This window comes from Cryptosporangium sp. NPDC051539 (assembly GCF_044454545.1).
Lineage (GTDB): Bacteria > Actinomycetota > Actinomycetes > Mycobacteriales > Cryptosporangiaceae > Cryptosporangium.
Map to the genome: position 1 here is coordinate 510,097 of NZ_JBITDV010000006.1, position 12,560 is coordinate 522,656.

The window sequence follows — 12,560 nt, forward strand, 5'->3', positions numbered from 1 at the left end:
TTGAGTAACCGGCATGGAACTCGACGCCGTCTTCACCGCGCTCAGCGACCGCACCCGGCGCGACATCGTCGTCCGCCTCAGCGCGGGCGACGCCACCGTGAAAGAGCTGGCCGAGCACTACGCGATGACGATGCAGGCGGTGTCGCAGCACGTCCAGGTGCTCGAGCGGTCCGGCCTGATCACCCGCGGGAGGCACCGGCAGACCCGGCCGTGCCGCCTCGAGCCGGCGGCGCTCGACGCCGTCGGCTCGTGGATCGACGACAGCCGCCGTACCTGGTCCGACCGCATGGACCGCCTGGAGACGCGCCTCGCCCACCTGCAGGACGAGCAGTGAGCGGGGACGAACTCGTCTACCGGAGAGTGTTCAAGGCGCACCGCGACCTGGTCTGGCGCTGCCTCACCGAACCCGCCGAACTCGCCCAGTTCTGGGGGCCGCGCGGCATGATCACCCCGCTCGACGGCATCGTCGTCGAACTCCGGCCCGGCGGCCGCTTCGAGACGCTGATGATCGGGCCGGGCGGTAGCCACCGGATGGTCGCGACGTTCACCGAGGTCGACCCGCCGTCGTTGCTCGCCTGGGTGGAGACGGCCGGCGGCATGCACACGACCAGCACGCTCACCGACCTCGGGGACGGCACCACCGAGGTCGTCATCCACCAACGGCACGTCCCCGACGCCCCGCGCGAACCGGAAGCCCGCGCCGGCTTCGCCACCTCCCTCGACGAGCTCGAGGAGCACCTCGAACGGATGGAGCGTTCATGAACTGGGTCGCGACGACCTACGACCGGCTCGCGTCGGTGTCTCCGGACGACTGGGACGCTCCGTCGCTGTGCGAGAAATGGCTGGTCCGCCACGTGATCGCGCACGTCACGATGCCGGTACGGCTGACCCCCGACCTGTTCGGAGCCGAGCTGGCCGCGGCCGACGGCGACTTCGGCGTGCTCTCCGACACGGTGGCCCTACGGGACGGAGCGCTACCGGTGGCCGAGCTCGTCGGTCAGCTCCGGTCCCCGGAGCTGCACGCCTGGCAGCCCCCCGGCGGTGGTGCGGCCGGCGCGCTGAGCCACGCCGTCATTCATTCTCTGGACGTCACGATCGCGCGGGATCTGCCCCCGGCGGCGCCGGTGCTGGCCCTTCGCGCGGTTCGCGACGGGCTGGCCGACGCCAACTGGTTCGGGCTGGACCTGGACGGCGTCCGGCTGGAGGACACCGACGACGAGTGGAGCCGGGGGACCGGCCGGGTCGTGCGCGCCGACACCGGCGCGTTGGTCGCGCTGCTGGGCGGCCGCACCCTGCCCGACGGCCGCACCCTGCGTCGCAGCTGACCTCCGCGCCAGAGAAACCGCAGCTCAAGTGGGGTAGAGCGGGCCCGGACCGGGTCGCTACACTGCGGGCCAGGTCATGGGCTTCGGGGTGGGGGGCCGATCGTTGCTCAGGCGCAAGCAATCCTCGCGAAGACCAGCCGGGCGCGACCCCTTGCCCCGGGAGCCGTCGGTCTACACGGTCCTGCAGCGCGTGAGCGTCGTGATCGGACTCCTGGCGTTACCGTCGCTGACGCGGTTCTGGGCCTGGCCCTGGGAGGTGCGGCTCCCGTTCGTGCTCGCGGTCGTGGCGCTGCTCGCGGCGACGACGTTCGATCTGCTGCCGCGCTGGTTCCGCCGCCGGACGGTCGTCGTGGCCGGCGTGCTGGCGGTCTCCGTCCTGGTGGCCGTCTTACCCGCGGCGCTGCGCCGCGAGGCCCCGCCGACGGCCGGCCGGGCCACGATCACCTCGCCGCGGCCCGGCTGGTCGGGAGAGCTCACGATCCGTTCGAGCGGTGATACCGCCGGGTTCGTGGCCACCGGCACGTGCACGGTTCCGAAAGGCTACGACGCGCTGATCGGCTTCCTCGCCGACGACGGATCGGGCTACTGGCTGGCCAGCGACCGGGTCCTGCGCGAGTGCGCGGGCGACAACGCCCGGCACCGGTGGACGGCCCCGCGCGTCGACCCCAGCGCGGGCCACGAGACGGGCGCGAAGCACCCGGCCACCCTGGTCGTCGCGATCCTGCGCCATGACCTGACCGTGGGGGCGCTGTCCGCCAGCGACCACGTCCAGGTGTCGACGTTTCCGGCGCTGGCCGCGTCGGTGGACGTCTTCGTGACTCGGGTCGAACGCCGATGACCGCGGCTCGCCGCCGAGAACGCGGCCACGAAGGCCGGTCTCGGCGGCGGCTGATCACCACGGCACCGGACCGGCGTCCTCGAAGAAGCCGCCGGTGGGGCCGTCGTCGGGCAGCGTGGCCAGGTGGATCGCGATCGCCGCTCCCTGCTCGGGCGTCCGGACGCCGCGGAAGCCGTTGAGATCGGTCGCGACGAAGCCCGGGCACCCGGCGTTGATCAGGATGTTCGTGTCCTTCAGCGCCTTCGCGTACTGCACCGTGATCCCGTTGAGAAACGTCTTCGACGGCGCGTAGGCCATGCTCAGCGGTCCGGTCTGTCCGTTGTCGAGCGACTGCCGGGTCAGCGACCCGACGCTGCTCGACAGGTTGACGATCCGGGGCGACGCCGAGCGGCGCAGCAGCGGCAGCAGCGCGTCGATGACCCGCATGACGCCGATGACGTTGGTCTCGACGACGGTCCGGATGACCGCGGGATCGGCTTTTGTGGGCTCCTGGTCGAATCCGCCGGTGATCCCGGCGTTGTTGACCAGTACGTCGAGGTGGCCTCGCTCCTCCAGCAGCGCGGCCGCGGCGGCCACGCTCGCGTCGTCGGTCACGTCGAGCGGCACGCCGAACGCGTCGACGCCGGCCGCGCGCAGTTTCTCGACGGCGGCCTCGCGGCGCTCGTCGTCCCGGGCGCCGACGCCGACGCTCCAGCCGAGTGCGCCCAGGCCCGCGGCGATCTCGTACCCGATGCCCTTGTTCGCGCCGGTGACCAGCGCGGTCGTCTTGTCGCTCATGCCTTCGATCGTGGCCTCGGCCCGGGGCGGGAGGCCAACACCGTCTGGGTGGTGATCGATACCCCAGCGGTATCGATCGGCGGGTAGCGTGGGGCGCATGGAGACGCGGGAGCTGCGGTACTTCGTCGCGGTGGCCGAGGAACTGCACTTCGGCCGGGCCGCGGAACGGCTGGGGATCGCGCAGCCGCCGCTGTCGCGGACGATCCAGCAGCTCGAGCGGCGCCTCGGCGTGCCGCTGTTCGAACGCACCAGCCGGGCCGTCGCGCTGACCGAGGCCGGGGCCGTCCTGCTCCGCGAGGGCCTGGCCGCCCTCGACGCGGTGGACGCCGCCGAGCGCCGGACCCGCCGGGCCGCTCCCGAGGCCCCGGCGCTGGTGCTCGCGTCGAAGGCCGGTGCCTCCAGCGAACTGCTCGGGAAGCTTCTCGACGCGTATGCCGCCGAACCCGGCGCGGTCACCGTCGACGTGCAGCTGTGCGGCATCGGCGAGCAGGAGAAGTACCTGCGCGACGGCCGGGCCGACGTCGCGCTGCTGCACCGGCCGTTCGACGACACGGTGGGGTTCGACTTCGAGGAACTGTCGACCGAGGGGCAGGTCGTGCTGGTGCCGTCGGGTCATCCGGCGGCGACGCGGTCGTCGATGCTGCTGGCCGAGGCCACGACGCTGCCCGGGTTGCCGTCCGCACGCTGGCCGCTGCGCGACGGGACGTATCCCGACGGTCCGGGACCCGAGGTGCACGAGCATCAGCAGCTGGTGCAGCTGATCGAGCTCGGCCGGGCGTCGGCGGTGATCCCGGAGTCGGCCCGGACGCGCGTCCGCGACGGCGTCACGGCGGTGCCGGTAGCCGACGCCCCGCGGGTGACGACCGTGATCGCCTGGCCCCCGCACAGCCGCTCGCGGGCGGTGGCCGACCTCGTGCGTGCCGCCACCCGGGGGTGAGCAAGCGGGTGATGCCGGCGAGGAACGCGTCCGCGGACGACTGGGCGGGCCGGACGGTCTCCGGCCCGTGCAGGCGCGATCGTCGCTGCCGACGGTGCGGCGGGGCGGCGCCGATTCGGCGGAACGATCCAGTATTCACCCGGTACCAACCGGAGGGCTCCGGATCGTGCACCGGGTACAGCGTTCGTCCGTAGTCGTTGACGCCCGGGAGGCGACGCCCGACAGTCGATTTCGCCCCCCGGAGACCGAATCGCGCGATCGCGTCGACGTGGCGGCCTTCTCGAATCGGAGGTCCCGCCATGCTTCGTCGTCTTTCCTTACCGATCGTCGCCGCGCTCGCGCTGGTCGCGCTCCACGCCGCGCCCGCCCAGGCCGCGCCCGACCAGTACGTCGCCCTCGGTGACTCCTACTCGGCCGGCAACGGCGCCGCCAGCAGCAACCTCAGCCTCGGCTGCGGCCGGAACACGTACGCCTACCCCTCGCTGGTGGCGGCTCAGCGTCCGAACACCGCTCTGACGTTCGTCGCCTGCCAGGGCGCGGTGACGACGGACGTCACCAACTCGCAGGCCGGGAGCCTGAGCGCCTCGACGAAGTACGTCACGATCACGATCGGCGGGAACGACATCGGGTTCGTCAGCCTGGTCGTCTCCTGCACGCTGGCCAACTGCGCGTCGACGATCGCCTCGGCCAACACCCAGATCACCGGCTCGCTGCCGGCGAAGCTCGACGCGACCTACGCCGCGATCCGCGGCCGTGCGCCGAACGCGACCGTCGTCGTGCTCGGCTACCCGAAACCGTTCGCCGGACGCACCTGCTCCGCCGCCCCCGGCGTCACTCTGGCCGAGGCGAACGGGCTCAACGCCCTCGTCGACAACCTCGACGACGTCATCCGGACGCGGGCCCGAGCCGCCGGCTTCACCTACGCCGATCCGAATTCGTCCTGGTCGGGACATGACGTCTGCGCGGCGACGCCGTACACGAACGGCTGGGTCGTGATCCCGGCGACCGACACCTACCACCCGACCAGGGCCGGTTACTCCGGTGGCTACGCGCCGCTGGTCAGGTCCATCATCGGCTGAACCGCCACCCGCACCGCGTACAGCGCCAGAGCGAGATCGACGAGGTCGCTGGGTTTGCCCAGCGACCTCGCGGTCAGTTCCTGCAGCCGCCGCAGCCGGTAGAGGACCGTGTTGCGGTGGCAGTACAGGGCGCGGGCGGTCGCGACCGCCGAGCCCTCGCAGCGCAGCCAGGCTTCGAGCGTGTCGAGCAGCGGCTCGCGGTGCCGGGCCGGAAGCGCGAGCACGGCTCCGAGCACCTCCCGGACCAGGTCGTCGGCCAGTTCGGGCTCGGCCAGCACCAGCGCGTGCGGCAGCCGCCGATCGAAGCGGGCGATCTCCGGGGCGTTTCCGCAGGTGCGGACCGCGAGTTCGGCGGTGCGCAGGCTCTTGCCGGCCTCGGTGAGCCGATCGACCCGCAGACCGATCCCCACCGCGTGCTGGGCCAGCGGCCGCAGCACGGTCTCCAGTACGTCGAGGGTCGCGTCGCCGAGCAGGACGAGCACCCGGTCGGTGTCGCGGCCCCGGCGCCAGGCGAAGCGCAGGCCTCCGTGGGTGGTGCGGCCGTAGGCGGTGACCAGCGAGCGCGGGGCCCCTGGCCGCTGTACCGCGACGACGTACCGTCCCCGGCCGGGCAGGTCGAGGACGTCGGCGGCGGCCTCGACGGCGGTGGCGTCGGCCGGGCGTCCGCTGAGGAGTACGTCGATGGCCGACGCGACGTGGGCGCGGCCGACCGGGAGCAGGCGTCCCTCGGCCTGGCGGTAGGCGGACGCGGCGGCGGTCGACTCCTGGTCGATGCCGCGCAGGACGCCGCCGACCTGATAGGCGAGCGTGCCGGCGGCGGCCGGACCGGCAGCCTGCAGCAGGCTCTCCCAGAGGACGCGGCCGGCGAGCCGGTAGAGGCGGAGCAGCGAGTCGAGCGGGAGGCCGCGCGCGGCCCAGAGCGTGCCGATCTCGTGGGCGACGCGCAGGTCGGGACGGTCGCCGTCGGGTCGTTCCAGGGTGGCGATGGCCGCCTCGAGGCCGGAGCGGCAGAGCCCGGAGAGCATCGTGCGGACCTCGGCGGCGAGGATCACGCCTTCGCGGCGGGCGAACTCCGCGACGAGCCGGTCGGTCAGCTCGGGAACCGTGGCCAGTAGCGACCGGGCGGCGGCGGCGATCACGGTGCGATCGGGGGAGTCCACATGTTCAGCGGCGACCACATCGATCACCTCCTGCCGGCCCTGGCACAGCCGGCTCCGGAGACACCACCGGCCGCCCGGCGACTCACTGTAACGCCATCGATACCCTCTGGCAATGTGGACGGTCAGGAGCCTCTGGGGTAACCGGCCGGGCGAGGCGAGTGGCCTGCGGATAGGCTCCGGCGCGTGACCGCCGGGATGCCACCTTCCTCGCCTGCCACTCGGCCGAGCGCCGGGTCCGAGTTCGTCTGGGGGCTGCGGCTGCTCGGGCGCGGGTTCGGGATGTACGGGAAGTACCCCGGGCTGCTGCTGCTCGGGCTGATCCCGGCGGTGATCGCGTTCGTCGTGATGCTGGCCGCGTTCATCCTGCTGCTGGTGTTCCTCGACGACATCGGCGACGGGATCACCGGGTGGTTCGCGTCGGGCTGGTCGAGCGACGCGCGGACCGCGGTGCGGATCTTGATCGAGGCCGCGATCGTGATCGGGGCGCTCTGGCTCGCGGTCGTGACCTACACCGCGCTGACGCTGATCATCGGAGACCCGTTCTACGAGAAGATCTCCGAGGAGATCGAGCGGCGGCTCGGCGCGGTGGACCACCCCGAACTGCCCTGGTACCGCACGTTGCCGCGCAACGCGGGCGACTCGATCCGGGTGATCGGGACGCAACTCGTGCTGGCGATCCCGGTGCTGCTCATCGGGCTGATCCCGTTCGTCGGGCAGGTGCTGGCGCCGATCCTGGGGCTGATCATCGGCGGGTGGTTGCTGACCACCGACCTGACCGGTATCCCGTTCAACCGGCGGGGGATCTTCCTGACCGAGCGGCGCACGATGCTGCGGAAGAACCGGGCACTGGCGCTCGGGTTCGGCATCCCGGTGGCGGCGCTGTCGCTGATCCCGTTCGCGAACATCATCGTGATCCCGGCCGCGATCGCGGGCGGGACACTGCTGACCCGGCGCGTCCACGGCCAGCCGATCGAGTAGCGACGTTCGCCAGGCGCTCCGACCGTGCCGACCCCGCCGACCCCGCCGAAGAGCTGATGGACGGCGTTCTCCGCGCGCGGCTGGACTCGTTGTACGCCGAGGGCGGGCGTCACGACGCGGGGGAGGCCGATCGCCTCCGGCGGCGGCGCAACCTGGAGCCGGAGACCGCGGAACTGCTGGCGATGCTCGTCCGGGTCGCGGCGGCCGAGCACGACGAGGTGGCCGAGTTCCTGGCCCTGGTCGGCGCCGACCCCGGGACGGAGCTGACCACGGTCGCGATCGGCAAGGGCCTGGCCCTGGCCTGGCTGCGGGACCGGGACCCGATCGCGGATCGCGGCTAGCCCGCACCGCCGGGACGGACGGCGAGGGCGTCCGTGAACTCGATCGCCCTCGCCGGCCGTTCTAGACGGTGGTCACCAGGCCGCCGTCGATCGTGAAATCGGCACCGGTGATGTTCGTGGCGCGGTCGCCGGCCAGGAACGCGACCAGGTCCGCGACCTCCTCCGGCCGGGTGAACCGGCCGGTGACCGAGTCTCCGGCCGCGGCCTTCGCGACCGCGGCCGGGTCGCCCCCGGTCTTGCCGGCGACGGTCGCGGCCACCCCGTGCTCCCCGAGCCAGAGGTCGGTGCCGACCGGACCAGGGCTGACCGTGTTGACCCGGATCCCGTGCGGCCCGAACTCCTTCGACACCGACTTCGAGAAGTTCGTCAGCGCGCCCTTGGCCGCGCTGTAGTCGATGACGAGCGGATCCGGCAGCGTCGCGTTCACCGAGCTCACCGTGACGATGCTGCCGCCGCCTCGGCTGAGCAGGTGCGGCACCGCTGCTCGCGTCATCCGGACGGCGGCCAGCAGGTCGAGGTTGAGCGTCGAGATCCAGTCGTCGTCGGTGACCGACAGGAACCCGCCCGTGCGCGGGCGCGCGCCACCGACGTTGTTGACGACGACGTCCAGCCCGCCGAACATCTCGACTGCGGCCTCGACGAGTGTGCCGGGCCCGTCCGGAGTGGACAGGTCGACGGCGACGTAGCGCACCCCGGGCCGGTCGGGGCCGGCCGCGCGGGAGCCGGCGACGACCTGGGCGCCCTCGGCGGCGAGTGCGGTCGCGATGGCCAGCCCGATGCCCTTGCTCGCGCCGGTCACCACCGCGGTCTTTCCGGACAGATTCAGGTCCATGGTTCAGAGACCGTACTGGTTCAGCCAGGTCAGCGCCGCGTCGGCCACCTCGCGCCAGCCGTGGTCGATCGTCAGCGAGTGGCCGCGGTCGGGGAACTCCAGGAGATCGGTGACCGCCTCGGAGTGCCGGTACTGCTTGGCCGTCGACCGGGTGACCGCCCCCGGGACGGTGTGGTCGCGGCCGCCGGTGATCAGCAGCAGCGGGCCGCGCGACTGGTTGCCGGTGTCCACCTCATCGCCTCGGCGTCGACGCGTACCCACCGGTCGTCGTCGTGGTACTCGGTGATCCAGTGGTCGAGGCCTTGGCCCGGCCGGAAGTACGTGGCGAACCCGCACCGGGCCCGCGCCGGAATGCCTCGGGAGCGCAGCAGCGCGCACGCGAGCACCGCGTAGTGGCGGCAGGTTCCCACCACCCGGGTGAGGGGCTCGCGGGTGGCCGAGAGCGGGGCCGGGTCGAGTTCGAGCAGGAGCGCGGCGATCGAGGCCGCGGGCCGGAGGTTCTTCTCCCCGAGCCGGTCGGCCGGCAGCCCGGAGGCCTCGGCGTCACCGGGCTGGACCACCAGCCCGTGCACCGGACGGCAGATGTCGACCGGAGAGGACGCGATCGGCTCCAGCGCCGCGGCCGGAACACCGTCGAGCGTCGTGAACGGACCGGGCGTGGCGTAGTCGATCGGCACCCGCCCGAGCTTAGGCCCGGCGGAGGACTGCCGCCCGAAACGGCGGCACGACTGACTGCCCGGACGACCCCGCTCGGACGTGCCGGCATACGGCGGATCTCGTTGTCGGCGCCCGGAAGCGGGGCAGCTGAGCCGGTGCCAGATCGCTACGATCGATGAGTCCATCACGCCGGATGTCCTGTCGGCTAGGACGCCGAGGGGAGCCGTCCGCGTGCACCCGTCGTCATGGGGGTGGGCTCAATGTCTCGGAGCGACTCGTTCGACCTCGGTGATCACATTTGCGTGCTCACTTCAACCGCTGAGCAGCGTTTGGCAACGATGCTCGCAGTGGCGGCAGACGGCCTCGCCGGCGGGCAGATGGTGATGGTCCTGAGCGTATCCCCGCCGCCGGCCGCTGTGGAGGAGGTACTGACCGAGCGGATCGACGGTGCGGCGGCAGGGTTGGACTCCGGGCAACTTCAGGTGCTGCCGGCCCGCGAGTTGTACCTGGCGGACCACCGCTTCAATCCGAGGGTCTTCGAAGCGATGGCCGGTGCCATCGACGGGGCTCTCGCCGCCGGATACTCGGGGCTACGGGTGGCCGCCGACATGACGTGGGCGGTGTCGCCGTCGGTCGACACCGCGGGCCTTGCGGACTACGAGGCCGCGGTCAACGCCTTGGCGTTGGACGGGCGCGCCTTCGGCGCGTGTCTCTACGAGCGGCGGGGCATGGATCCCGGGCTGATGCGATCAATTATCCAGTCGCACCCCGCGACCACCCGGCATCCGCCGGTAGCCCCTCAGCTACGGATGCGGCGTACGTACCGGCCCTATGGGATCGCGTTCCACGGGGAGGCCGACATCAGCAACCGGAACGCCGTGCAGTCGGCGCTGAACGCAACCCTCGACGCACGACCCGACAACTGCAGTGAGCTGGTCTTAGACGTGAGCGAGCTACATTTTGCCGACGTGTCCGTCGCAGCGGCGGTGAGCTCCTTGGCCACCCGCACGTCCGGACTGGTCCGGATCGTCGGATGTCACGGTGTCGTCGCCCTCCTGTTCCAGCACCTGGGGCTGAACGACACCTCCGGGGTGAAGGTCTCTCCGAGCGAGCCGTGCACCTGACCCCGAGCCGAGGGTCGGGCCTGGCCGCCGCCGGTGGAAGCGGCTCGACCTCGGGTCGAGGCTAAGCCTCGGCCGGCTCGTCCAGGGCCTGGCCCGCGGGACCGCTGTCTTCCGCGGAGCCCAGGTCGTCGGGCAGCTCGACGGCTTTTCCTTCCCAGCTCGTCGCGTTCCACCCGCCGGCGGGGGAGCCCTCGACGATCACGATTCCGGTGTTGCTCAGCGCGTGCTCGGCCGCGTACTCCACCGCGATGTTGGACGCCCGGGCCGCGACCCACATCCGGATCGCCGCGCCGTGACTGACCAGCGCGACGGTCTGTGCGCCGGTGCCCGCCGCCTCCTCGACGACCGCGTCGAAGCGGCCGAGCGCTTCGGTACCGCTCTCGCCGCCGGGCATACGCAGGGCGAGGTCGCCGGCCGTCCACGCGAACGTGGTCGTCAGATACGTCCGCACCGACGCCTGGTCGCCGAGCATCTCGAGGTCGCCCGCCTCGACTTCCCGAATGCCCGCGCGGATGCGCGGTTCGAGGCCGAACGCCTCGGCCAGCGGCGCCGCCGTGAGTTGCGTCCGAACGAGGGTGGAGACGTAGATGATCTCGATGGGTTCGCCCGACAGCTCGGCCGGTAGCGCGGCCGCCTGTTCGGAGCCGAGCTCCGTGAGACCTGGTCCGGGCGTTCCCGTATCGAGCAGCTGGGCGACGTTCGACGGGGTCTGGCCGTGGCGGATCAGGATCAGGCGCATGCGGTCCATTCTCCCAAACGGCTCTCCGGAGCCGATCGGTTGCGCCCGCGGTGCAAAAACCTCAGCGATGTCCCTTCCCCGCCGATCGGAACGGAGAACTGTCGGACGATCGGCGTAAGCCGATTGCGCGAGGTCGGAGCACGTATGACCAGCTCGTCGGAGTCGAACACAGGTGCGGGAGGCCGTCTCGGCGGTCTCGGAGTCGGGCAGAAGATTCTGCTCTCGGTCGCCATCGTCGCGGTCGTCGCGCTGGTCACCGGTGGACTGGCCTGGGCGCGCCTCGGCACGCTCGACAATCGGATCCAAGAGGTCAAGGACAACAACATCGCTCGGCTGAACGCGATGGTGGACATCGAGACCGGCCTCGCGAAGATGTACCGCGGGATCCTCAACATCTACGTGGCACCGACCGACACCACCACCGAACAGCAGGTCAAGAAGGGGCAGGAGACGGTCAGCACGGCGTTCGCCGAGTTCAAGGCGCACCCGAGCGGCGCGGCGGAGTGGAAGAAGCAGGTCTCCGACTTCGACGAGGCCTTCACGACCTACGTGGCCCTGGCGAACAACATCCTGTTCAAGGATCCGTTGCCGGCCGGGATCAACGCGCCCGCGAACACCGCCGCGCAGAGCGCCGAGTTCGCGCGGGTGGAGAAGGCGTTCACCACGACGATGGCGGCGCTGAACAACTTCGAGTCCGATCAGGCCACGACCGCGGCGAGCGGCGCGCACTCGTCGGCGAGTAGCGCCCGGACGCTCATCGCGATCGTGCTGGTCGTCGGATTGATCATCGCGGTGGCGATCGCCGTCGTCATCGGACGGGGCATCAGCCGGCGCCTGGGCCGGGTCGAGGACTCGCTCAACCGGGTCGCCGACGGTGACCTGACCCAGCACGCGCCGGTCGACTCCGGCGACGAGGTCGGCCGGATGGCGTCCGCGGTGAACCGGGCGATCGAGTCGATCCGCCAGACCGTGACGGCACTGTCGGACTCGGCGCGGACGCTGTCGGACTCCTCTCGTCAGCTCACCGCGTCGGCCGAGTCGATCTCCGGTACCGCGATGGACACGTCCGCGCAGACCAGCGTGCTGGCGTCGGCGTCGGAAGACGTCTCCCGCAGCGTGCAGACGGTCGCGGCGGGCACCGAGGAGATGGGTTCCGCGATCCGCGAGATCTCGCAGTCGGCGAACGACGCGGCGGGCGTCGCGTCGCAGGCCGTGGACGCCGCCGCGGCGACGAACGCGACGGTCGCCAAGCTCGGCGAGTCGTCGGTGGAGATCGGGAACGTGGTCAAGGTGATCACGAGCATCGCCGAGCAGACGAACCTGCTGGCGCTGAACGCCACGATCGAGGCCGCGCGGGCGGGCGAGGCGGGTAAGGGCTTCGCGGTCGTCGCGAACGAGGTCAAGGACCTCGCCCAGGAGACGGCGAAGGCGACCGAGGACATCTCGAAGCGGGTCGAGGCGATCCAGGCCGACACCGAGTCGGCCGTGGCGGCGATCTCGGAGATCTCCGGGATCATCGCCCAGATCAACGACTACCAGATGACGATCGCGTCCGCGGTGGAGGAGCAGACCGCGACCACGAACGAGATGAGCCGCTCGATCACGGAAGCGTCGACCGGGTCGACCAGCATCGCGGACAACATCGCGAGCGTGGCGGCGGCGGCGCAGACGACGACCTCGTCGGTCGCCGACACGCAGCGCTCGGCGGAGGAACTGTCTCGGATGTCGTCGGATCTGCAGACTCTGGTGTCGCGCTTCCGAATTTGATTACAG

15 protein-coding genes and 1 pseudogene are annotated in these 12,560 nt (G+C 71.5%); 10 read left to right on the top strand and 6 right to left on the bottom strand.

Annotated elements, in window-relative coordinates:
- Positions 1–13 precede the first annotated feature (13 nt).
- The 4 genes from ACIBZJ_RS21565 (at position 14) to ACIBZJ_RS21580 (ending at position 2,163) form a co-directional block, all read left to right on the top strand.
- Positions 14–334: an ArsR/SmtB family transcription factor gene (locus tag ACIBZJ_RS21565; protein WP_395932164.1), complete on the top strand. Its 321-nt coding sequence runs from the start codon at positions 14–16 to the stop codon at positions 332–334.
- A complete protein-coding gene (locus ACIBZJ_RS21570) occupies positions 331–762 on the top strand; it encodes an SRPBCC domain-containing protein (RefSeq protein WP_395932166.1) in 432 nt (143 codons plus the stop codon). The genes ACIBZJ_RS21565 and ACIBZJ_RS21570 overlap by 4 nt, the downstream gene beginning before the upstream one ends.
- Positions 759–1,325, top strand: coding sequence for a maleylpyruvate isomerase family mycothiol-dependent enzyme (locus ACIBZJ_RS21575; protein WP_395932168.1), 567 nt, complete (start codon positions 759–761; stop codon positions 1,323–1,325). Before ACIBZJ_RS21570 ends, ACIBZJ_RS21575 begins: the two co-directional genes overlap by 4 nt.
- A gap of 190 nt (positions 1,326–1,515) precedes the next feature.
- The gene (locus ACIBZJ_RS21580; RefSeq protein ID WP_395932170.1) at positions 1,516–2,163 is read left to right on the top strand and encodes a hypothetical protein; all 648 of its coding nucleotides are present in this window, start codon (positions 1,516–1,518) and stop codon (positions 2,161–2,163) included.
- A 54-nt stretch (positions 2,164–2,217) separates the two neighbouring features.
- On the opposite strand, the gene ACIBZJ_RS21585 is transcribed toward ACIBZJ_RS21580, so the two are convergent.
- On the bottom strand, positions 2,218–2,940 hold the full coding sequence (locus ACIBZJ_RS21585) for an SDR family oxidoreductase (protein ID WP_395932172.1): 723 nt from the start codon (positions 2,938–2,940) through the stop codon (positions 2,218–2,220).
- Positions 2,941–3,037: 97 nt separating this feature from the next.
- On the opposite strand from ACIBZJ_RS21585, the gene ACIBZJ_RS21590 reads away from it, so the two are divergent.
- Positions 3,038–3,877, top strand: a complete 840-nt coding sequence (locus ACIBZJ_RS21590; protein ID WP_395932174.1) for a LysR family transcriptional regulator — start codon at positions 3,038–3,040, stop codon at positions 3,875–3,877.
- 299 nt (positions 3,878–4,176) lie between these two features.
- Positions 4,177–4,956 (top strand): SGNH/GDSL hydrolase family protein, encoded by a 780-nt coding sequence (locus ACIBZJ_RS21595; RefSeq protein WP_395932175.1) that lies wholly within the window; start codon positions 4,177–4,179, stop codon positions 4,954–4,956.
- Here the strand turns inward: ACIBZJ_RS21595 and ACIBZJ_RS21600 are convergent.
- Positions 4,923–6,134: a PucR family transcriptional regulator gene (locus ACIBZJ_RS21600; RefSeq protein WP_395932177.1), complete on the bottom strand. Its 1,212-nt coding sequence runs from the start codon at positions 6,132–6,134 to the stop codon at positions 4,923–4,925. The genes ACIBZJ_RS21595 and ACIBZJ_RS21600 overlap by 34 nt on opposite strands.
- A 165-nt stretch (positions 6,135–6,299) precedes the next feature.
- Between ACIBZJ_RS21600 and ACIBZJ_RS21605 the strand changes: the two genes are divergently transcribed.
- Positions 6,300–7,094, top strand: a complete 795-nt coding sequence (locus tag ACIBZJ_RS21605; protein ID WP_395932179.1) for an EI24 domain-containing protein — start codon at positions 6,300–6,302, stop codon at positions 7,092–7,094.
- A gap of 56 nt (positions 7,095–7,150) precedes the next feature.
- On the top strand, positions 7,151–7,435 hold the full coding sequence (locus tag ACIBZJ_RS21610; RefSeq protein WP_395932181.1) for a hypothetical protein: 285 nt from the start codon (positions 7,151–7,153) through the stop codon (positions 7,433–7,435).
- A gap of 61 nt (positions 7,436–7,496) precedes the next feature.
- On the opposite strand, the gene ACIBZJ_RS21615 is transcribed toward ACIBZJ_RS21610, so the two are convergent.
- The 3 genes and pseudogenes from ACIBZJ_RS21615 to ACIBZJ_RS21625 all read right to left on the bottom strand — a co-directional run bounded on the left by ACIBZJ_RS21615 (position 7,497) and on the right by ACIBZJ_RS21625 (position 9,109).
- The gene (locus tag ACIBZJ_RS21615) at positions 7,497–8,267 is read right to left on the bottom strand and encodes an oxidoreductase (protein WP_395932183.1); all 771 of its coding nucleotides are present in this window, start codon (positions 8,265–8,267) and stop codon (positions 7,497–7,499) included.
- Between the two features lie 3 nt (positions 8,268–8,270).
- A pseudogene (locus ACIBZJ_RS21620) lies at positions 8,271–8,501 on the bottom strand (alpha/beta hydrolase); the annotation flags it as partial.
- Positions 8,459–9,109, bottom strand: coding sequence for a transglutaminase-like domain-containing protein (locus tag ACIBZJ_RS21625; RefSeq protein ID WP_395932185.1), 651 nt, complete (start codon positions 9,107–9,109; stop codon positions 8,459–8,461). The pseudogene ACIBZJ_RS21620 and the gene ACIBZJ_RS21625, both read right to left, overlap by 43 nt.
- A 75-nt stretch (positions 9,110–9,184) precedes the next feature.
- Between ACIBZJ_RS21625 and ACIBZJ_RS21630 the strand changes: the two genes are divergently transcribed.
- On the top strand, positions 9,185–10,048 hold the full coding sequence (locus tag ACIBZJ_RS21630) for an MEDS domain-containing protein (protein WP_395932187.1): 864 nt from the start codon (positions 9,185–9,187) through the stop codon (positions 10,046–10,048).
- Between the two features lie 61 nt (positions 10,049–10,109).
- Here ACIBZJ_RS21630 and ACIBZJ_RS21635 read toward each other — a convergent pair whose 3' ends face one another.
- Complete coding sequence (locus tag ACIBZJ_RS21635; RefSeq protein ID WP_395932189.1) at positions 10,110–10,787, bottom strand: histidine phosphatase family protein; 678 nt, start codon at positions 10,785–10,787, stop codon at positions 10,110–10,112.
- Between the two features lie 144 nt (positions 10,788–10,931).
- On the opposite strand from ACIBZJ_RS21635, the gene ACIBZJ_RS21640 reads away from it, so the two are divergent.
- Positions 10,932–12,554 (top strand): methyl-accepting chemotaxis protein, encoded by a 1,623-nt coding sequence (locus ACIBZJ_RS21640; protein ID WP_395932191.1) that lies wholly within the window; start codon positions 10,932–10,934, stop codon positions 12,552–12,554.
- Positions 12,555–12,560 lie beyond the last annotated feature (6 nt).

Excerpts from the sequence above, each read along its gene's own strand:
- ACIBZJ_RS21565 (WP_395932164.1), top strand. The coding sequence starts at position 14 with ATGGAACTCGACGCCGTCTTCACCGCGCTCAGCGACCGCACCCGGCGC.
- ACIBZJ_RS21575 (WP_395932168.1), top strand. The coding sequence starts at position 759 with ATGAACTGGGTCGCGACGACCTACGACCGGCTCGCGTCGGTGTCTCCG.
- ACIBZJ_RS21585 (WP_395932172.1), bottom strand. The coding sequence starts at position 2,940 with ATGAGCGACAAGACGACCGCGCTGGTCACCGGCGCGAACAAGGGCATC.
- ACIBZJ_RS21590 (WP_395932174.1), top strand. The coding sequence starts at position 3,038 with ATGGAGACGCGGGAGCTGCGGTACTTCGTCGCGGTGGCCGAGGAACTG.
- ACIBZJ_RS21595 (WP_395932175.1), top strand. The coding sequence starts at position 4,177 with ATGCTTCGTCGTCTTTCCTTACCGATCGTCGCCGCGCTCGCGCTGGTC.
- ACIBZJ_RS21610 (WP_395932181.1), top strand. The coding sequence starts at position 7,151 with ATGGACGGCGTTCTCCGCGCGCGGCTGGACTCGTTGTACGCCGAGGGC.
- ACIBZJ_RS21615 (WP_395932183.1), bottom strand. The coding sequence starts at position 8,267 with ATGGACCTGAATCTGTCCGGAAAGACCGCGGTGGTGACCGGCGCGAGC.
- ACIBZJ_RS21625 (WP_395932185.1), bottom strand. The coding sequence starts at position 9,109 with ATGGACTCATCGATCGTAGCGATCTGGCACCGGCTCAGCTGCCCCGCT.
- ACIBZJ_RS21630 (WP_395932187.1), top strand. The coding sequence starts at position 9,185 with ATGTCTCGGAGCGACTCGTTCGACCTCGGTGATCACATTTGCGTGCTC.
- ACIBZJ_RS21635 (WP_395932189.1), bottom strand. The coding sequence starts at position 10,787 with ATGCGCCTGATCCTGATCCGCCACGGCCAGACCCCGTCGAACGTCGCC.
- ACIBZJ_RS21640 (WP_395932191.1), top strand. The coding sequence starts at position 10,932 with ATGACCAGCTCGTCGGAGTCGAACACAGGTGCGGGAGGCCGTCTCGGC.